15 protein-coding genes are annotated in these 18,336 nt (G+C 64.4%); 3 read left to right on the top strand and 12 right to left on the bottom strand.

Going from position 1 to position 18,336, the window contains the following annotated elements:
* Nucleotides 1-29 precede the first annotated feature (29 nt).
* A complete protein-coding gene (locus V1280_RS38575; RefSeq protein WP_334535830.1) occupies nucleotides 30-704 on the bottom strand; it encodes an HAD family hydrolase in 675 nt (224 codons plus the stop codon).
* A gap of 163 nt (nucleotides 705-867) precedes the next feature.
* On the opposite strand from V1280_RS38575, the gene V1280_RS38570 reads away from it, so the two are divergent.
* A complete protein-coding gene (locus V1280_RS38570; RefSeq protein WP_334535829.1) occupies nucleotides 868-1,320 on the top strand; it encodes a nuclear transport factor 2 family protein in 453 nt (150 codons plus the stop codon).
* Nucleotides 1,321-1,443: 123 nt separating this feature from the next.
* Here V1280_RS38570 and V1280_RS38565 read toward each other — a convergent pair whose 3' ends face one another.
* The 10 genes from V1280_RS38565 to V1280_RS38520 all read right to left on the bottom strand — a co-directional run bounded on the left by V1280_RS38565 (nucleotide 1,444) and on the right by V1280_RS38520 (nucleotide 15,646).
* Complete coding sequence (locus V1280_RS38565) at nucleotides 1,444-1,635, bottom strand: hypothetical protein (protein ID WP_008137732.1); 192 nt, start codon at nucleotides 1,633-1,635, stop codon at nucleotides 1,444-1,446.
* Nucleotides 1,636-1,857: 222 nt separating this feature from the next.
* The gene (locus V1280_RS38560) at nucleotides 1,858-2,268 is read right to left on the bottom strand and encodes an acyl-CoA thioesterase (protein WP_148771761.1); all 411 of its coding nucleotides are present in this window, start codon (nucleotides 2,266-2,268) and stop codon (nucleotides 1,858-1,860) included.
* Complete coding sequence (locus V1280_RS38555; protein WP_334535828.1) at nucleotides 2,261-4,366, bottom strand: 3-hydroxyacyl-CoA dehydrogenase NAD-binding domain-containing protein; 2,106 nt, start codon at nucleotides 4,364-4,366, stop codon at nucleotides 2,261-2,263. The genes V1280_RS38560 and V1280_RS38555 overlap by 8 nt, the downstream gene beginning before the upstream one ends.
* Nucleotides 4,367-4,368: 2 nt before the next feature.
* Nucleotides 4,369-5,652 carry an acetyl-CoA C-acetyltransferase gene (locus tag V1280_RS38550; protein ID WP_334535827.1) on the bottom strand — a complete coding sequence of 428 codons (1,284 nt, stop codon included), beginning with the start codon at nucleotides 5,650-5,652 and terminating at the stop codon, nucleotides 4,369-4,371.
* Nucleotides 5,652-7,919: an acyl-CoA dehydrogenase gene (locus V1280_RS38545; protein WP_334535826.1), complete on the bottom strand. Its 2,268-nt coding sequence runs from the start codon at nucleotides 7,917-7,919 to the stop codon at nucleotides 5,652-5,654. Before V1280_RS38545 ends, V1280_RS38550 begins: the two co-directional genes overlap by 1 nt.
* 292 nt (nucleotides 7,920-8,211) lie before the next feature.
* The gene (locus V1280_RS38540) at nucleotides 8,212-8,835 is read right to left on the bottom strand and encodes a flavin reductase family protein (protein ID WP_334535825.1); all 624 of its coding nucleotides are present in this window, start codon (nucleotides 8,833-8,835) and stop codon (nucleotides 8,212-8,214) included.
* A 180-nt stretch (nucleotides 8,836-9,015) separates the two neighbouring features.
* Nucleotides 9,016-9,615 (bottom strand): TetR/AcrR family transcriptional regulator, encoded by a 600-nt coding sequence (locus V1280_RS38535; RefSeq protein ID WP_334535824.1) that lies wholly within the window; start codon nucleotides 9,613-9,615, stop codon nucleotides 9,016-9,018.
* Nucleotides 9,616-9,648: 33 nt separating this feature from the next.
* The gene (locus tag V1280_RS38530) at nucleotides 9,649-12,786 is read right to left on the bottom strand and encodes an efflux RND transporter permease subunit (protein WP_334535823.1); all 3,138 of its coding nucleotides are present in this window, start codon (nucleotides 12,784-12,786) and stop codon (nucleotides 9,649-9,651) included.
* Nucleotides 12,787-12,968: 182 nt separating this feature from the next.
* Nucleotides 12,969-14,075 carry an efflux RND transporter periplasmic adaptor subunit gene (locus tag V1280_RS38525; protein ID WP_334535822.1) on the bottom strand — a complete coding sequence of 369 codons (1,107 nt, stop codon included), beginning with the start codon at nucleotides 14,073-14,075 and terminating at the stop codon, nucleotides 12,969-12,971.
* Nucleotides 14,076-14,314: 239 nt separating this feature from the next.
* Nucleotides 14,315-15,646 (bottom strand): MFS transporter, encoded by a 1,332-nt coding sequence (locus V1280_RS38520; RefSeq protein ID WP_334535821.1) that lies wholly within the window; start codon nucleotides 15,644-15,646, stop codon nucleotides 14,315-14,317.
* A gap of 79 nt (nucleotides 15,647-15,725) precedes the next feature.
* Between V1280_RS38520 and V1280_RS38515 the strand changes: the two genes are divergently transcribed.
* Complete coding sequence (locus V1280_RS38515) at nucleotides 15,726-16,211, top strand: ribosomal maturation YjgA family protein (protein ID WP_334535820.1); 486 nt, start codon at nucleotides 15,726-15,728, stop codon at nucleotides 16,209-16,211.
* Here the strand turns inward: V1280_RS38515 and V1280_RS38510 are convergent.
* The gene (locus V1280_RS38510) at nucleotides 16,177-17,211 is read right to left on the bottom strand and encodes a LacI family DNA-binding transcriptional regulator (RefSeq protein WP_334538515.1); all 1,035 of its coding nucleotides are present in this window, start codon (nucleotides 17,209-17,211) and stop codon (nucleotides 16,177-16,179) included. The genes V1280_RS38515 and V1280_RS38510 overlap by 35 nt on opposite strands.
* Nucleotides 17,212-17,425: 214 nt before the next feature.
* Between V1280_RS38510 and V1280_RS38505 the strand changes: the two genes are divergently transcribed.
* The gene (locus tag V1280_RS38505) at nucleotides 17,426-18,322 is read left to right on the top strand and encodes an NAD(P)-dependent oxidoreductase (protein WP_334535819.1); all 897 of its coding nucleotides are present in this window, start codon (nucleotides 17,426-17,428) and stop codon (nucleotides 18,320-18,322) included.
* The last annotated feature ends 14 nt before the right edge of the window (nucleotides 18,323-18,336 follow it).

The following is an 18,336-nucleotide window of genomic DNA, read 5'->3' as shown; positions in this document are numbered from 1 at the left end:
GCGCCGATCACGGTTAATGGATGAAACCCTCACCACGCCATCGCGCTCGCGAGCCGCGCGAGCAGCGTCGGATCGTCGAAGGCGCTCGCCGAGGCAACCGCGCCGGCACCGACAAGGTCAGCATCGCTGAGGCTGGTCCGGATCCCGATGGTCGGAATGCCGGCGGCGGTGGCCGACTGCACGCCGGAGCGGGAATCCTCGAAGGCGATCGAGGCAGCTGCGCTGGCACCGACGAAGCGCAGCCCCTCCTGATAGGGCAGCGGATGTGGCTTGCCATGCGGCAGCTCGTCGCCGATCACCAGCGTCTTGAAGCGATCCGTGATGCCGAGGCCGGACAACAGCAGCTCGGCATTGAGACGGGGCGCATTTGTCACGGCAACCAAGGGAATGCCGGCGTCATCCGCGCGGTCGAGCAGCGCCATCAGGCCCGGCAGCGGCTCGATCTGTCCCGCAACCAGCGTGCGGAACACCTCCTCCTTCTCGCCGAGGATCGCGGCGCGCCGCTCCAATGTTTCATTGGGCAGAAAGCGCTCGCCGATCGACAAATTCGCAAAGCCTTGCAGCTCCCTGGAGAAGCGCGCGTGGTCGAAAACATGGCCGTGAGGACCGAGCACCTGGTTGAACGCCTTCAGGTGCAGCGGGTCGGTGTTGGCAAGCGTGCCGTCGATATCGAACAGCAATGCCCTGCCCATTGTCTCGATCATGTCCGTACTTTCCCGAATGCGCGACGCATCAATGCCGAAAATGCCGAAGACGTATCAATAGACCCTCGCGCGCGCAATGACGCACGTGCATGACGACCACGCGCCACTCGACAAAGCCGCGCGCGGCTGCAACACTCCATACAAGATCAAAAAGGAGGAAACGATGACGATCAACCGACGCGATCTGGCTCTCTCGACTCTCGCCGTCTCCGCGCTTGCGCTTTCAACACCCGCGCTCGCTGCTTCGGCGGACGAAGAAGCCGTGGCGAAGCAGGTCGAGGCCTTCCGCCTCGCCCAGATCGCGGCCGACCCGAAGGCGCTCGGCGCGCTGTGCTGGGACGATCTCAGCTACAGCCATTCCAACGGCAAGGTCGAGGACAAGGCGACCTTCATCACCAACGCGACCGACGGCAAATCGAAGTTTCTCTCGATCGCCTATCAGGACCCGACCATCAAGGTCGTCGGCCCCGCCGCGATCGTGCGCTTCCACTGGGTCGCGGAACAGGAGATGGCGGCCGATGGGAAAAAAGTGCCGACCAACCTCCACATCCTGATGAACTGGCAGAAGCAGGGCGACGCGTGGAAGCTGTTGTCGCGCGCCGCGACGAAGTTGTGAGCAACGACGTCATTCCGGGACGCGCCGAAAGGCGCGGACCCGGAATCCATTGGTCGGCAATTTCTGCAGCGTGATAGATTCCGGGCTCGCGCGTTGCGCGCCCCGGAATGACGAGAGCGGCGCTTACGCCGCCTCCTTCACATCGCCGTTAACCAGCTTGCGCGCAGCGCGCTCGGCTTCGCGTGCGTTACGGAAGAGCTGGCCTTCGAGGCGATTGAATTGATGGGACGAGGCGAAGAAGCAGTAGCCGCCCTGACCGCGAACGACGATGCCCGCGGTTTCTGAATTCACTTCGATGATGTAGCTGTCCGGCATGGCCCGTAGATTCCTCAGTGCGGGCAAATAACGACGACTCTGCCCAAAGGTTCCTGAGGGCAAATCGGCCGTTTCCACCCCGAATCGACGGGCTATTGAGTACGCCGGGACCTCATCCGTTTTATGACTGTTTGTTGGCAAAGCCGCGGCGCGTTGACTCACGCTCGCCTCGTTTCACGGTGCTGCACGTCTTCGTGAGATGAGGCGCAAAGCCGCGCGCGGTTACGTCGCGATCGGCGGATCGATGCGGCTGATCGGCTGCGGGCGACCGTGATCATCGATCGAGACATAGGTGAAATTGCCGTCGGTGACGAGAAACGGATGCTCCTCCCTGCGGCGAAGCGCCCAGGCTTCCAGATGCACAGTCATGGACGTGCGCCCGACGCGCACGAGATTGGCGTGGACGGAGACGAGATCGCCGACATAGACCGGTTTGCGAAAATTCATCGCCTCGATCGCAACTGTCACCGTGCGCGACTTAGCGACCTTCGATGCAAACACGCCGCCGCCGACGTCCATCTGGCTGAGCAGCCAGCCGCCAAAGATGTCGCCATTGGCATTGGTGTCGGCAGGCATCGCCAGTGTGCGGATGCAGAGATCGCCGTTCGGCTCGGCGTCGGACTTTTCAGTCATGTGACTTGAAATTGTCCCAGCCCGGATCGGGCGCGAAGCGTTCGCCGAATCGCTCGGCCAGCGCGCGCATGGTCGATGCGACATTCTCCACGCCACGTGCACGCGCATAGTTCAGCGGACCGCCACGGAACGGCGCGTAGCCGGTGCCGAAGATCATGGCGCCGTCGACCGCATCGGGGTCATCGACGATGCCTTCGCGCAGGCACGCGACGCAGACATTGGACATCGGCAGCACGAGGCGGTCGATCATCTGGTCGGTGACGCGCGGACCGGTCTCGGGCAATGGCTCCTTCTCGGCCTTGCCGTCCTTCCAGGTGTAAAACCCCCTGCCGGTCTTGCGGCCAAGCTCGCCCTTGGCAACCTTCTCGCGCAGCCAGGCCGGCGTCGGCGGCAGCAAATCGTCGAACTTCGTGCGCAGCATGTCGCCGACAGCAAGGCAGATATCGAGCCCGACCTGGTCGGCCAGCTCGATCGGCCCCATCGGCATGCCGAACTGTTCGGCGGCGGCATCGATCAGGCGCTGGTCGGTCTTCTCGTCCAGCATCACCATCGCTTCCAGCATGTAGGGCGTCAGCGCGCGGTTGACGAGGAAGCCGGGCGAGCTCTTCACCGCCAGCGGCAGGCGGTCGATCGCGCCGACGAAGGCGAGCGCTTTCTTCAGCACTTGCGCATCGTTGCCGTCGTGGCTGACGACCTCGACCAGTTGCAGCCGCGACACCGGATTGAAGAAGTGCAGGCCGACGAGCCGCTCCGGCCGCGCCAGCGTCGTGCGCAGATCCTGAAGCGGAATGCTCGACGTGTTGGTGGCGAGAATTGCGCCCTGCTTCATCCTGGGCTCGAGGCCGGCATAGACCCTTTGCTTGAGCTCGAGCTTTTCCGGCACCGCCTCGATGATGAGATCGGCGTCGCGGACCCCTTCCCCATCCATGTCGGGGATCAGGCGATCGAGCGCGTCGCGGACCTCGGTAGGCTTTCGGATGATCTTGCCGTAGAGCTCGGCGGCACGCTTGACCGCGCCTGCGATCGGCTCCGCCTTCATGTCCGCGAGCGAGACGCGCAGCCCCTGCCCTGCGCACCAGGCCGCGATATCCCCGCCCATGGCGCCGGCGCCGATGACATGGACGTGCTTGACCGTGTTGCCGGAGCCGGCCGCCTTCTTCATCTGCTCGCGCAGGAAGAACACGCGGATCAGATTCTGCGCGGTTGGCGTCACCATCAATTTGGCAAACGAGACCTGCTCCGCCTTCAGCATCGCGGATTTGCTGCCGCCATGCGTCTCCCAGAGATCAATCAGCGCGTAAGGCGCGGGATAATGCTCGCGTGGCGCAGCCTTCGCCGCCTCACTGCGCATACGCTTGGCCAACAGCCCACGCACCGGTCCGAAATTCGCTGCGCGCGCAAGGAGGCCCGGACTTGCCTTCTTCAGCCGACCAAACAGCGCGTCCTTCACGGCGTTACGAACGTGGCGCTCCTGCGTCACGGTATCGACGAGACCAAGCGATTTGGCGCGGCGCGCATCGATCGTGCGGCCGGTCAGCATCAGCGCCATCGACTGGGTCGGATTGATCAGCGCGGTGAAACGCGCGGTGCCGCCGAGGCCGGGATGCAGGCCCAGCATCACCTCAGGGAAGCCGAAGCGCGCGCCGTCGATGGCAATGCGCGACTGGCAGGCGAGCGCGACTTCGAGCCCGCCGCCCAGACAGAACCCATGGATGACCGCGACCGTCGGCAGCTTGAGCGCTTCCAGATGATCGACCACCGCGTGCGCGGCGCGGATACGTGTCTCCACCACCCCCGGATCGCTGGCGCCACGGAATTCGTTGACGTCGGCGCCGGCGATGAATCCGGACGGTTTTGCAGAGCGAATGACAAGACCTGCGGGCCGTTCAGTCTCGATCGCCGCGAGCGCGGCGTCGAACTCCTCCATCACGTCGGCGGACAGCGTGTTGGCGCTGGCGTCAGTGCGATCGAACAGCAGCCAGGCGACGCCATCCGCATCGCGCGTCAGCTTGAAATGCTTGTACGGACCGTCCGCCGCGGGCTGCGGCCCGAGCGAAAGCACACGGTCGCCAAGCGCGGTCATGATCTTTGAATCCATGGTCACACCGCCTCGATCAGCATGGCACCGCCGAGCCCGCCGCCGATACATTCGGTGGCAATCCCGCGCCGCGTGCCGAGCCGTTTCATCGCGTTGACGAGATGCAGCACGATGCGGTTGCCGGAGGTGCCGACCGGATGGCCGAGCGAGATCGCGCCGCCGTCGACATTGAGTTTGTCGCGGTCGATCTCGCCGGCCGCGCCGTCAAGTCGCAAAATCTCGCGACAGAATTTGTCGTCGTTCCAGGCAGCGAGGCAGCCGAGCACCTGCGTCGCAAACGCTTCGTTCAGCTCCCACGTCTCGACGTCCTGGAGTGTGAGGTTGTTGCGCTTGAGCAGCGGCGTCGCCGACATCACGGGGCCGAGCCCCATGATAGCAGGATCGAGCGCGGCCCAGTTGCTGTCGACGATCGCTGCCTTCGGCGTCAGTCTGTGCTTTGCCACAGCGGCGTCGGAGGCGAGGATCACCCAGGAGGCGCCATCGGTGATCTGCGAGGAATTGCCCGCGGTGACCTGGCCCCAGGGACGCTCGAACACCGGCCGGAGTTTCGCCAGCGTCTCGGCTGTCGAGTCCGGGCGCACGCCGTCATCATGGTCGAAGAATTTTCCGTCGCGGGAGAAGGCGGTCTCAACCTCGCCTTTCAGAAAACCTTCCGCTTGGGCGTGCGCAAGGCGTCGATGGCTCTCGGCCGCATAAGCATCCGACTGGGCGCGCGTAATGCCGAAGAGATGGCCGACCACCTCGGCGGTCTGCCCCATGTTCAGTTCGGTGATGGGATCGGTGAGCCCACGCTCCAGGCCGATGATCGGCTTGAGATAGCGTGGACGCAGCTTGAACCCGGCGGCGAGCTTCGCGGCCACGCCCTTGGCGGTGGCAAGGCCGGCGAACCAGCGCACGCCGGAGTTCGGCCAGACCAGCGGCGCGTGGCTGAGCGCCTCGGTGCCGCCGGCCAGGATCATGTCGGCATGGCCTTCGCGAATGTAACGGTAGGCGGTGTCGATCGACTGCATGCCGGAGCCGCAATTGATCTGCACGGTGAAGGCGACCATGTCCTCGCCCATGCCGAGCCGGAGCGCCGCGACGCGGGCCGGGTTCATCTCGTCCGCGATCACGTTGACGCAGCCGAGGATGACCTGATCGAAGTCGGTTGGCGAGAACGGCTGGCGCGCCAGCAGCGGCCGGCCGCATTGCACGGCAAGATCGACCGGCGTGAATGGCCCCGGCCCGGAGCGCGCCTTCAGAAACGGCGTCCGGCTGCCGTCGACGATGAAAACCGGTCGTGCCATCAGCTCGCCGCCCTCTGTTCACCGAGTTCCTGGAAGAACTGATGCACGTCGCCGGTTTTCTTGTAAATCGGCGACAGCGCCTCCGGCGCGAAATCGTCGACCTCGATGACTTTTGTGACGGCTTCATGAGCGGCTGAAAGCTGCTCGCCCTCGGCCTGCGTGATCACGCCCTTGGTGACGGCGGCCTTGGCGTCGCGGACATGCGCAGCGCGCATGCGCTTGGCGATGGCGTCGGTGCCCGTGACCAGCTTGAACGCGCGCTCGAGGCGGGCAAAGCCGCTGTCGTCGTCGACATGGGCGAGATCCGGCGTGAGACGCTCACGCGCGGCCGAGGGCTCCAGCACGATGCTCGCGCATTGATGCACGACGCGGTCGGAGGGACCGAGCACACGGGCGCCGAAGGGCTGGACCACAAGCTTGAGGACGACAGCGACGAACCGGTTCGGCAGATTGGCGAGGATTTCGGCAAGCCGGTTCTCGATCGTGCGGAAGCCCGACGCCATGCACCATTCCAGCGCGGCAAAATCCTCCTTCTGCCGGCCCTCGTCCTGCCAGCGCTTTAGCGCGGCCGAGAGAAGATACAGCTCGGAGAGGATGTCGCCGAAGCGTGCCGACAGCATCTCCTTGCGCTTGAGCGCGCCGCCGAGCGTCAGCAGCGCCATGTCGGCGCAGAGCGCGAACGCCGCGGAATAACGCGAGAGCTGGCGATAGAATGGCGTAGCGTCGCCCGCGTCAGGCGCCATCGCGAAGGCGCCGAAGGTCCAGCTCTGGCCGAAGGCACGGAACAGCGTCCGGAAGCTATGGCCGACATGCTTCCAGAACGCCTTGTCGAACGCGGCAAGACCACGCTCGCGATCGGTGTCGGCCAGCGCATTCATCTCGTCGAGCAGATAGGGATGGGCGCGGATCGCACCCTGCCCGAACACGATGAGATTGCGGGTGAGGATGTTGGCGCCCTCGACCGTGATGCCCACGGGCACGGCGCGGTGAAGATTGCCGATATAGTTCTGCGGACCGTCGATCACGGCCTTGCCGCCGTGGATGTCCATGGCGTCATCGACCGCGATGCGCATCCGCTCGGTCGCGTGCAGCTTCATGATGCCGGAGATCACGGCGGGATGAACGCCGGCGTTCAGCGCGGCGCAGGTCAGCCGCCGCGCCGCGTCGAGCTGATAGGCGGTGGCGACGATACGCGCGAGCGGCTCCTCGACACCCTCGAACTTGGAAATGGAGATGCCGAACTGCTCGCGGATGCGGGCATAGGCGCCGGTGGTGCGCGCGGCATACGCAGCACCAGCAGCCGACAGCGACGGCAGCGAAATGCCACGGCCGGCGGCGAGCGCCGTCATCAGCATCTTCCAGCCCTGCCCCAGCCGTGCCTCACCGCCGATGACATAGTCGAGCGGGATGAAGACGTCGCGGCCCCAGTTCGGGCCGTTCTGGAACACCTGCATTGACGGTAGATGGCGGTGGCCGATCTCGACGCCGGGCAGATTGGTCGGGATCAGCGCCACGGTGATGCCGAGCTCTTCCTGTTCGCCGACGAGGTGATCGGGATCGTAGGCCTTGAAGGCGAGACCCAGCAGCGTCGCAACGGGACCAAGCGTGATGTAGCGCTTGTGCCAGTTGAGCCTGAGGCCAACAACTTCGCGGCCCTCGAAGTTACCCTTGCAGATGATGCCGGTGTCGACCATCGAGGCGGCATCGGATCCAGCCTCGGGGCTGGTGAGACCGAAGCAGGGAATGTCGCGGCCGTCGGCAAGCCGCGGCAGCCAGCGCTCCTGCTGCTCTTTCGTGCCGAAGCGCATCAGGAGTTCGCCGGGGCCGAGAGAATTCGGCACCATCACGGTGACGGCAGCTGCGATCGAGCGGGTCGAGATTTTCCGCACCACTTCCGAGTGGGCATAGGGCGAGAAGCCGAGGCCGCCAAACTCCTTCGGAATGATCATGCCGAAGAATTTTTCGCGCTTGATGAAGGCCCAGGCCTCCTGGGGAAGATCGCGCCACTCCCAAAAGATCTTCCACTCGTCGAGCATGGCGCAGAGTTCGTCGACGGGGCCGTTGAGGAAAGCCTGCTCCTCATCGGTCAATTTCGCCTGCGGAATCTTCAGCAGCTTCGACCAATCGGGATTGCCGGTGAAGAGATCAGCGTCCCACCAGACGTCGCCAGCCTCCAGCGCCTCCCGCTCGGTGTCGGACATCGCCGGCAGCACGCCGCGCGCCCAGGAGAAGATCGGCTTTGTCAGGGTGTCGCGGCGGAAGCTCATGGCGGACCTCATGCAACGGCGCGGTTACAGGGTATTTTAGCGGAAACTGGCCGAGGTGCGTGAACACTTCGCGCGCAAAAAGATGCGAATTGACGCGGCCGGGCGGCCGTCCCCGGGGACCATAACGGCGGGGCGCTGGGACGGTTCCGGGAGGGGAGATGGGGGCTGAATGCCTCGCCGTCATTCCCGGGCACGCGAAGCGTGAGCCCGGAATCCATCGTGCGGCTGAGTCGGTTGATGAATGGATTCCGGGCTCGCGCCTTGCGGCGCGCCCCGGAATGACTGTGGCGGCTTAATCCGGCCGGACCATCTCGAACATGTTTTCCGGCTTGATCTCAAAGTAGTCGCCGCGGCGCCCCGCACGCACGATCGGGCGGGCAGCGGCGGTCTGGTAGACGCCATCCTTGATCATGGCCTTGTCGATGTGGACAGCGACGACTTCGCCGAGCGTCAACCAGGCGTCGGCTTCCTTGCCGTCGGCGCCCTTGAGGCGGACGATGTCGGACACCTTGCACTCGAAGGCGACGGGGCTCTCGCCCACGCGCGGCACGTTGACCAGCTTGCCCGGCACGGCGGTGAGACCCGCGATCTCGAACTCGTCGACTTCAGGGGCAACATGCGCGGCGGTCGCGTTCATATGCTTGGCGAGATCCATCGTGGCGAGATTCCAGACGAACTCGCCGGTCTGCTGGATGTTCTCGACCGAGTCCTTCCAGTTGGTGGAGGAGAAGCCGATGATCGGCGGCACGTAGCAGAAGGCGTTGAAGAAGCTGTAGGGCGCCAGATTGACGTGACCCTTGCTGTCGCGCGAGGAGATCCAGCCGATCGGCCGTGGCGCGATGATGGCGTTGAAGGGATCGTGCTTGAGGCCGTGGCCCTTGGAGGGCTCATAGAAATACAGGTCTTTGTCGGTCACGCTGGCTTTCCCCTGCTCGTCATTGCGAGCGCAGCGAAGCAATCCAGAATCCCTCCGCGGAGACAGTCTGGATTGCTTCGCTGTGCTCGCAATGACGGAGTTTGTTGATCCGTCTTGGCCCACCACCGACCGGTCAGTCCGGGGCGGTCAGCATGCTTATAAGGGGAATCCCGCCGCCCGTCAGTGGCGCGGGGACAGACCCGCGATGACGAAATCGATCATCTGGTCGATGCTCGGGCCCGGCTTGGTGGCGCACTGGGCGATCATCTGGGGGTGGAAGAAGCGCATCATGGCGGTGCAGGCGCAGAGCGAGGCCAGTTGCAGGTCCGGTGCCTCGAACTCTCCGGTCGCGGCGCCCTGGGCGATCATCTGACCGATGAAGCCGGCAATGCACTCCATATGGGTGACGCAGACGTCCCAGTCCTCCTGCATGGCGATCTCGACCATCTCATGCAGCTTGGAATCACCGACATAGCGTTCGGTGTTCATGCGGTTGATGGTGGTGAGCAGTTCGCGGAAGCGCTCGAGCACCGGACCGGGCCTCGCCACGATCCGCTGCGCCTCGAGCTCGACCTCGCCCATCAGCGAACGGGCCACCGACTGATGGATCGCCTTCTTCGATTCGAAGAAGCGATAGACGTTGGCGGGGCTCATCCGGAGCTCTTTGGCGATGTCCCCGACCGTGGTTTTTTGATAGCCGATCACGCGGAACAGCCGCTCAGCCACCTCGAGAATACGATCCCGGGTGTCGCCTTCGATATGTTCCGCAACCAGTGTCATGTGTCAGGACTCGTCAGTCAGTAGTCTTCTCATTTATTCAGCCGCCTCAGCAAGCGGAATTGCGTGCTCGTCATTGCTCCCATGCTGCGGCGCGGCAGGCTGCTCGGGTGTGCCCGCTTCATCCAGGCTCTTGCGGAACCACAGGGCGTAGAGGCCGGGCAGGTACAGCAGCGTCAGGAAGGTCGCGACGAACAGGCCGCCCATGATGGTGATCGCCATCGGGCCCCAGAAAGCCGAGCGCGACAGCGGGATCATGGCGAGGATGGCGGCGAGCGCCGTCAACACCACCGGACGGGCGCGGCGGACGGTTGCTTCCACGATCGCCTCCCGCCGGGTCAGGCCGTGGGAGACGTCAGTCTCGATCTGGTCGACCAGGATGACCGCGTTGCGCATGATCATGCCGGCGAGCGCGATCAGGCCCAGCAATGCCACGAAGCCGAACGGAGCGTTGGCGACGTTGAGCCCGAGCGAGGCGCCGACGATGCCGAGCGGCGCGGTCAGGAACACCAGGATCAGGCGCGAGAAGCTCTGCAGCTGGAACATCAGCAGCGTCAGCATCACCATGACCATCAGCGGGAAGAGGATGAAGATCGAGGCATTGCCCTTCGCAGACTCTTCGAACGCGCCACCCGGCTCGATGCGGTAGGCCGGCTCGAGGTAGTCCTTGATGGCCTGCAGCTTCGGCGTGATCTGGTTGGTGACGTCGGGCGCCTGCACGCCATCGACGACGTCCGAGCGCACGGTGATCGCCATGTCACGGTTGCGCCGCCACATGATCGGCTCCTCGTGGGCATATTCGATCTTGGCGATCTGCTGCAGCGGCACGGCAACGCCATTCTTCGAGGTGATGGTGAGATCGCCGACGCCGCCGAGGTCGAGACGCTCGGAGCCGACCGCACGGGCCACCACGCCGACCTTCTCGATGCCGTCGCGCACCGTCGTCACCTGCGAGCCCGAAATCAGCAGCGCCAGCGCCTGAGAGACGTCCTGCGGGGTCAGACCCATGGCGCGCGCGCGATCCTGGTCGACGACGAGCTTGAGGTACGGCGACTGCTCGTTCCAGTCGAGCTGGACGTCCTTGACGTTCTTGTTCTGCCGCATGACGTCGCGAACCTGGTAGGCGATCTCGCGTACCTTGTTGGCGTCGGGGCCGATCACGCGGAACTGGACGGGGAAGCCGACCGGCGGACCGAAATTGAAGCGGTCGACGCGGACGCGCGCTTCGGTCAGCATGCCGTCGGCGACAGCGCCCTCGATCTTGGCCTTGACGCGCTCACGCGCCTCGACGCCCTTGGCGACGATGACGATCTCGGCAAAGGCCTCGTTCGGCAGCTGCGGGTTGAGGCCGAGCCAGAAGCGCGGCGAGCCCTGGCCGACATAGGACGTATAGGTCTCGATGTCCTGGTCGTCCTTGAGCAGCGTCTCGGCCTTCTTCACGGCCTTCTCGGTGACGTTGAAGGCGGTGCCTTCGGGCAGGCGCAGCTGGAGGAACAGCTCGGGCCGCTCCGACAGCGGGAAGAACTGCTGCTGGACATGGCCGAAGCCGACGATGGACGCGATGAAGACGCCGACGGTCGCAGCTACCACGGTGATGCGGTGATTGACGCACCACTGCACGATGGCGCGCAGGCCACGGTACATGCGGGTCTCGTAGACGGCGTGCGGATCGTGATTGTGATGCACCTTGATGTTGGGCAGCAGCATGACGCCGATATAGGGCGTGAAGATCACCGCCACGAACCACGAGGCGACCAGCGCGATCGCCACGATCCAGAAGATGCTGCCGGCATATTCGCCGACCGCGGAATTGGCAAAGCCGATGGGGAGGAAGCCAGCGGCCGTGACCAGCGTTCCCGTGAGCATCGGAAACGCAGTGGATTCCCAGGCAAAGGAGGCCGCGCGCATGCGATCCCAGCCCTGCTCCATCTTCACCACCATCATCTCGACAGCGATGATGGCGTCGTCGACGAGCAGGCCGAGCGCGATGATCAGCGCGCCGAGCGTGATGCGATGCAGGTCGAGCGACATCGTGTTCATGACGATGAAGACGATGCCGAGCACCAGCGGCACGGAGAGCGCGACCACGATGCCGGTGCGCCAGCCGAGCGCCAGGAACGAGACGAACAGCACGATGACGAGCGCTTCCATGAAGGAGTGCACGAACTCGCCAACGGCGTGCTCGACCACCTTGGGTTGGTCGGCGATCAGCTTGACGTCGACGCCCTGCGGCACGGCCTTCATGAATTCCGCGGTCGCCTTCTCGACCTCCTTGCCGAGATCGAGGATGTTGGCGCCCTTCGCGGTGACGACGCCAATGCCGATCGCCGCCTTGCCCTCCTGACGGACGACGAAGCTCGGCGGATCGACATAGCCATGGGTGACGGTGGCGATGTCGCCGAGGCGGAACACGCGACCGTTGCTCTCGACCGGGGTCTCGGCCACGGCCTTGGCGCCGTCGAGCGCACCGGTAACGCGCAGCGGCACGCGCTGCGACGAGGTCTCGACCGTACCGGCCGGCGTCACGTTGTTCTGCTTGGCGAGCGAATCGAACAGTGCCTGCGGCGTGATGCCGAGCGTGGCGAGCTTGGCGTGGCTGAACTCGACGAAGATGCGCTCGTCCTGATTGCCGTAGACGTCAACCTTGGTCACGCCCGGCACCTTGAGCAGGCGTTGACGGAAACCTTCCGAGACCTTCTTGAGCTGGGCGTAATCGGCGCCGTCGCCGGTCATCATGTAGAGGATGGAGTCGACGTCAGAGAATTCGTCGTTGACGACGGGGCCCAGAATGCCTGCGGGCAGCTGGCCCTGCACGTCGACCAGCTTCTTGCGCAAGAGATAGAAGAGGTAAGGCACGTCTTTCGGCGGCGTGGAGTCGCGGAAGGTCACCTGGAGTGCGGTGAAGCCAGGTTTGGAATAAGTCTGCACCTTCTCGAAATACGGCAGCTCCTGGATCTTCTTCTCGATGGGATCGGCGACCTGCGCCTGCATCTCCTGCGAGGTCGCGCCCGGCCACAGCACGGAGACGTTGACCACCTTCACCGTGAAGAACGGATCCTCGGCGCGGCCGAGCTTCTGATAGGAGAAGAAGCCTGCGACGCCGAGCACCAGCATCAGGAATAGAACCAGCGTCGGATGGCTGACGGCCCAGGCCGAAAGGTTGAAGCGCTTCATCGCACTCTCCGGAAAAAACGATCCAATTGCCAAAAACGACAGCCGCTCTGTTCAGGGCGTCGTCGCGAGGCAGCGAAGCAATCCAGGGGGCTGGGCAGGTTCTGGATCGCTTCGCCGCTTCAGCCCTTGCATTTGCGCTGGGGCCGAAACTCACCTCACACGACGTAACTCGTAAGAAACACTCAGAAGGACAGTGACGACACGACCCGCACCTTCTGGCCGGGGTCGAGCTTCTGGACACCGAGGGTGACGATCTTGGCGCCCTCGTCGACACCGCTGGTGATGATGACGTCGTTGCTGTCGTAGGCCTTCACCGCGACCGGCTTCAGCGTCACTGCGCCATTGTCGTCGACGACGTAGAAAGACGGCTTGCCGCCTTCGTTGAACAGCGCGGACAGCGGCAGCCGCGCGACACGCTGGGTGGCGGCGTCCGACAGCGTCAGCGTCGCGGTCATGCCGAGTTCGACCTTGTCGCCGGCCTCGGGCAGCGAGAACTTTGCGAGATAGGTGCGCGTCGCGGAATCCGCGGTGGGCGCGATCTCGCGCAGCTTCGCCGTGTACTTCTTGTCCGGCTCCGACCAAAGAGTGACGCTGGCGGCGCCCGACTTGGCACGTCCGACCAGCGTCTCAGGGATCGCGACGACCGCTTCCTTTTCGGCAAAGCGGGCGACACGGATCGAGGTCTGGCCTGCGGCAACCACCTGGCCGGGCTCGATCAGCGTTGCCGTGACGACGCCACGGGCGTCGGCGTTGAGCGTCGCGTAGGAAAGGGAATTCTTGGTCAACTCGACCGAGCGGACGGCGCGGTCGAGGCGCGCGCGGGCTTCATCAGCAGCCGCGCGGCTCGAATCCATCGCGGCATCGGTGGTCCAGCCTTTGGCCTTCAGATCCTTGGCGCGCTGCTCGGCAGCGGCGGCCTGCGCCAGCACGCCGGTCGAAGCCGTCTGCTCGGCGACGGCCTGCTCTGCCTGGAGTTTTAGATCGACCTCATCAAGGGTCGCGAGCGGCTGGCCGATCTCGACGGTCTGGCCGACTTCGACCAGACGCTTGGCAACCTTGCCGGCGACGCGAAAGCCGAGGTCGCTCTCGATCCGGGGCCGGACGGTGCCGACGAAGCTGCGCTCCGGGGTCTCGGCATCATAATGGGCGGTTGCGACCAGAACCGGCCGCGGCGGCTCTGCCTTTTGCGCCACGGTATCATTGCACCCGGCCAACGAGGCTGCCACAAACGCCAATGCCACACCAGCCAAGAGCCTGGAATAGCTGGACAAAACGGACCGAACGAACATCGGAGGACACTCCTGCGTCTGCAATGAGAGGAATGTCGACTATTCACTGATAAAAGTCAACAATCGTCAGTCATCAGGAAAGCGTGATCGTTAAGGGCTGGTAACCCTTCCCCGTCGCCCTGGCGAAGGCCAGGGCCCATCACCCCTGAAGTCGGTTGCTGGAAGAATACGTCTCCCGCGTGCCCCAAGAGGAGCCGCGGGGTATGGGCCCTGGCTTTCGCCAGGGCGACATAGGAGGCTCACCGCCCCTGTCCGGCGAACTCGTGCTTGGTCTCGTGGCCGCCGATGAACACCAAAATGCCGGCGAGCAGCGGCAGGACCGCGAGCACCAGCAGGCCGGTCGAGGTCTGGCCGGTGGCTTCCTTGACCCAGCCGATCAGATACGGCCCGCCGAAGCCGGCGAGATTGCCGATCGAGTTGATCAGCGCGATGGCGCCGGCGGCCGCCGTGCCCGACAGCCAGGAGGTCGGCAAGGTCCAGAACACGCCGAAGACGCAGAACACGCCGATCGCGGCGAAGGTCAGCGCCACCATCGTCATGGTGGGATCGGTGATGTAGCTGGAGATGGCGAGCGCGACCGCGATCAGGATCATGGGCGCACCGACATGCATCACGCGTTCGCGCGTCGCATCCGAATGCCGTGCCCACAGGATCATGGCTATCGTGCCGAACACATAGGGGATCGCGGTGACGAAGCCGGTCTGGGCGTTGCTCAGCCCGAACGCCTTGACGATCTGCGGCAGCCAGAACTGCATGCCATAGAGCGCGGCGACGAAGCCGAAATAGATCAGGCTCAGCGTGATCACCTTCGGCGACGACAGCGCTTCACCGAGCGTCATATGCTTCGCCGCCCGCTTGACCGCGATCTCGGAATCGAGCCGACCCTTCAGCCAGGCCTTCTGCTCGGCCGAGAGCCAATCCGCCTTCTCGGGCTTGTCGGTGAGATAGAACCAGGTGACGATGCCGAGCAGCACCGAGGGGATGCCCTCGAGAATGAACAGCCACTGCCAGCCCTTCAGACCCATGGCGCCGTCGAGGCCGAGCAGCAGGCCCGAGATCGGCGCGCCGATCACGGTCGAGACCGGCACGGCGATCGCGAAGGCAGCAATGAAGCGGCCGCGATATTCGGCCGGATACCAATAGGTGAGATAAAGGATGATGCCGGGGAAGAAGCCGGCCTCGGCGACGCCAAGCAGGAAACGCAGAACGTAGAAGCTGGTCACGCCGTTCACCAGTGCCATCAGCGCCGAGATGATGCCCCAGGTCACCATGATGCGGGCGATCCAGCGGCTGGCGCCGAATTTCTCCAGCGCCAGATTGCTCGGCACCTCGAAGATGAAATAGCCGATGAAGAAGATGCCGGCGCCCCAGGAGAAGATCAGCGGCGTGAACTTCAACTCCGCGTTCATGGTCAGCGCGGCGAAGCCGAGATTGACGCGGTCGAGATAGGAGAAGAAATAGGCCAGCACCAGGAACGGGATCAGGCGCCAGGAAATGGCGCGGATGGTCGAAGTCTCGATTGCGCTCTTGGCGCTGCCGGCAGAACTGGCAAAGGTTGTGGTCTGGCTCATGGTTTCCCCCGGGGTTGTTGCTTTTATGGGCTGAAGGGCGGTTTTCAGCATCGCGGGCAAAGAGTCAATGGAGCGAGCAATGCACGGGGCGCAGCCCGATGAACCTGTCGTGCCGCGACAGAGGTCGCTGATCCGCGCCGCCCTCGCGCTGGTCGTGATCGTCTGCGGGCTGTCCTTGCGTTGGTATGGCTTTCCGCTCGGCCTTCCTGCCTTCGTCGTCAAGTATGGCGGCTCACTGTTGTGGGCGACGATGGTGTTCCTGCTGGTCGGGGTTTTGCTACCACCGCTGACACGGAGCCAGCTTGCGGCCATCGCAATGGTGATCGCGATCGTGGTCGAGTTCTCCCGGCTGGTGCATGCGCCTTGGCTCGATACGTATCGGCTCACCACCGCCGGCGCGCTGTTGTTGGGGCGCATCTTCTCGCTGTGGAATTTGGTCGCCTACCTCATCGGTATCGTGGCCGGCGTCTGGCTCGACAGCCGTGTCTCGAGCTTCGGCCAAGACCGCATCCTGCCCCGACGTAGCAAGCTCAATTCACAAGAGGCCGGCTCGACCCGCGAATGATCAGCTCCGTCGGCACGGTGAGACCACGGCCGCGCTCGATCTCGTCGCCGCGCATCCGCTCCAGCAGCATGGTCGCGGCGTGGCGGCCCATGGCCGCAAGATCCCACTCGATCGCCGTGATAGGGGGCGTGTGCAATTCGGCCAGGTCGGAGTCGCTGCCAGCCACCACCGAAATCCCGTCCCCGACGGCAATGCTCATCGTCCGCAGCGCTCTCAGGCAGCCGCCGAGCATGTCCATCGCCGCGACGAAGAGCGCCGTCGGGGGATTCGCGAGACTCATGAGCGACGCCGTCGCCCTATAGGCGTCTTCGCTCGAGAGCACATTATCGCGCAACAGCTTCGGATCCGGCGCGATCCCCGCGGTCGAATACGCCTCGCGAAATCCGTCGAGGCGGCTTCGCGACGGGAAGGCCTTGGTGTCGCCGACAAGCATGGCGATCCGCCGGTGCCCAAGGCCAAGCAGATGGTTCGTCGCAAGGCGCGCCCCCTCGCGATGATCGGCCGTGACGCGATCGAGTGCCGCGATGCTGTCCCGGTCGATGAGCAGGACCGGCATCGGCGCCTCCGACAGCGCTTCGCGCACGTCCCGGTGCTGCTCGTCGCTCAGCGTCATCATCACGCCATCCACCCGGCGCCTGCGAAAGGCGCCCAGCAAGGCGATCTCGACGTCGGGGCGGTTGGTCGTGCTGGCCAGAAGCAAGGTGTATCCAGCCTCGCGCAGCACCGCCTCGGCCTCCTTGATGAACAGCGCGAAGCGCGGGATGTCGAAATCGCGAATCGCGCAGGCCACGAGGCGCGAACGTCCCGCGCGCATGCTCTGCGCCGTAACATCAATCTCATAGCCGAGATGAGCCATGGCCCCTTTGACGCGCTCCCGCAGCTCCCTGGTCACCGTGGGATGATCATTGAGCACACGGGAGACAGTGCCGACCGCAACACCGGCCTCTCGGGCCACGTCCCTGACTTTTACAGTTTGAGATCGGCGTGGCTGTGACGGCATGCCCACTTTATGAACCGGTTCACCATCTCGGGCAAGCTTTTGCGCCCGCTATTGCCTAAATATTTGTCATACATGGGAAGCGTTTTCTTCCGTAGTGGACTTTGGATGAACCGGTTCATTGACTCCAGCGCCGGACTCGGCACAAATGGCGGCAGCGGTGAGAGCCGCACGAGGAGACCTCATCCTCTCGATCGGACGCATCCGGAGAAGAGCCATGCCGCAGCCGAAGGTCGCCTTTGTTGGATTTGGCGAGGCCGCGCAATGTTTTGCAAAGCATCTCGCGGCGCAGACCGGTGCACCGATGGTCGCGTTCTGTCAGGGCAAGACGAACACACCGCCCTACTCGCAGGCCTTTCACGCGATGGCTGCCGGTTGTGGTGTCACGCTTGTCGAGCGGCTTGACGATCTGTCGGAGGCGGACGTGATCTTTTCCGCGGTCGTCGTTGCGGTCGCAGCCACCACCGGCGAAGCGATATCCAGGATCGTACGTCCCGGCTGCCTCGTGGTGGACATCAACGCCGCGAGCCCGCGAACCAAAAAGCATGTCGCCGAAGCCGTGGAGGCCCGCGGCGGCGTGTTCGCGGATACGAATCTGATGGGTTCGGTCGACCTCTATGGCGCCGCGGTCCCGCTTTATACGTCCGGCAGCGGCGCCGAGCGCTTCGCAGACATTTTCGGGCCACTCGGATTTCGCATCGAGGTGGCGGGCTCAGAAGCCGGAACAGCAGCGGCCGTGAAGATGCTGCGGAGCGTGGTGACGAAGGGCATGGAAGCGCTGCTGGTCGAGGCCCTGACCGCCGCAACGCTTGCCGGCGTGCGAGAGGAGACCATGCGCGGGCTTTGCGCGTCGATGGATGCCACCACGTTCAGCAAATTCCTGGACATGTGCGTCCGCTCCGACGTGCTGCATGCCGAGCGCCGCGCCGTGGAAATGGACGGCGTGGCTGCGGGTCTGCGGGAATTGGGTTTCGATCCCCTGATGACGGCCGCCACGGCGGAACGATTGAAAGTCTCCGCCCGGCTGGGCTTGCGGGAGGAATTTGCACGACGCTCGGGCTATTCGGCCGACGACGTGCTGGATAGATATGCGCATATGGTGTCTTCCCGCTGAGAGCGGACCACGAG

It is taken from the genome of Bradyrhizobium sp. AZCC 2230 (assembly GCF_036924495.1).
Classification (GTDB): Bacteria; Pseudomonadota; Alphaproteobacteria; order Rhizobiales; family Xanthobacteraceae; genus Bradyrhizobium; species Bradyrhizobium rifense.
Note: the sequence above shows the minus strand (reverse complement) of the source record. Positions and strands in the feature narration are given on the sequence as shown.

Excerpts from the sequence above, each read along its gene's own strand:
- V1280_RS38575 (WP_334535830.1), bottom strand. The coding sequence starts at position 704 with ATGATCGAGACAATGGGCAGGGCATTGCTGTTCGATATCGACGGCACG.
- V1280_RS38570 (WP_334535829.1), top strand. The coding sequence starts at position 868 with ATGACGATCAACCGACGCGATCTGGCTCTCTCGACTCTCGCCGTCTCC.
- V1280_RS38565 (WP_008137732.1), bottom strand. The coding sequence starts at position 1,635 with ATGCCGGACAGCTACATCATCGAAGTGAATTCAGAAACCGCGGGCATC.
- V1280_RS38560 (WP_148771761.1), bottom strand. The coding sequence starts at position 2,268 with ATGACTGAAAAGTCCGACGCCGAGCCGAACGGCGATCTCTGCATCCGC.
- V1280_RS38555 (WP_334535828.1), bottom strand. The coding sequence starts at position 4,366 with ATGGATTCAAAGATCATGACCGCGCTTGGCGACCGTGTGCTTTCGCTC.
- V1280_RS38550 (WP_334535827.1), bottom strand. The coding sequence starts at position 5,652 with ATGGCACGACCGGTTTTCATCGTCGACGGCAGCCGGACGCCGTTTCTG.
- V1280_RS38545 (WP_334535826.1), bottom strand. The coding sequence starts at position 7,919 with ATGAGCTTCCGCCGCGACACCCTGACAAAGCCGATCTTCTCCTGGGCG.
- V1280_RS38535 (WP_334535824.1), bottom strand. The coding sequence starts at position 9,615 with ATGACACTGGTTGCGGAACATATCGAAGGCGACACCCGGGATCGTATT.
- V1280_RS38530 (WP_334535823.1), bottom strand. The coding sequence starts at position 12,786 with ATGAAGCGCTTCAACCTTTCGGCCTGGGCCGTCAGCCATCCGACGCTG.
- V1280_RS38525 (WP_334535822.1), bottom strand. The coding sequence starts at position 14,075 with ATGTTCGTTCGGTCCGTTTTGTCCAGCTATTCCAGGCTCTTGGCTGGT.
- V1280_RS38520 (WP_334535821.1), bottom strand. The coding sequence starts at position 15,646 with ATGAGCCAGACCACAACCTTTGCCAGTTCTGCCGGCAGCGCCAAGAGC.
- V1280_RS38515 (WP_334535820.1), top strand. The coding sequence starts at position 15,726 with ATGCACGGGGCGCAGCCCGATGAACCTGTCGTGCCGCGACAGAGGTCG.
- V1280_RS38510 (WP_334538515.1), bottom strand. The coding sequence starts at position 17,211 with ATGCCGTCACAGCCACGCCGATCTCAAACTGTAAAAGTCAGGGACGTG.
- V1280_RS38505 (WP_334535819.1), top strand. The coding sequence starts at position 17,426 with ATGCCGCAGCCGAAGGTCGCCTTTGTTGGATTTGGCGAGGCCGCGCAA.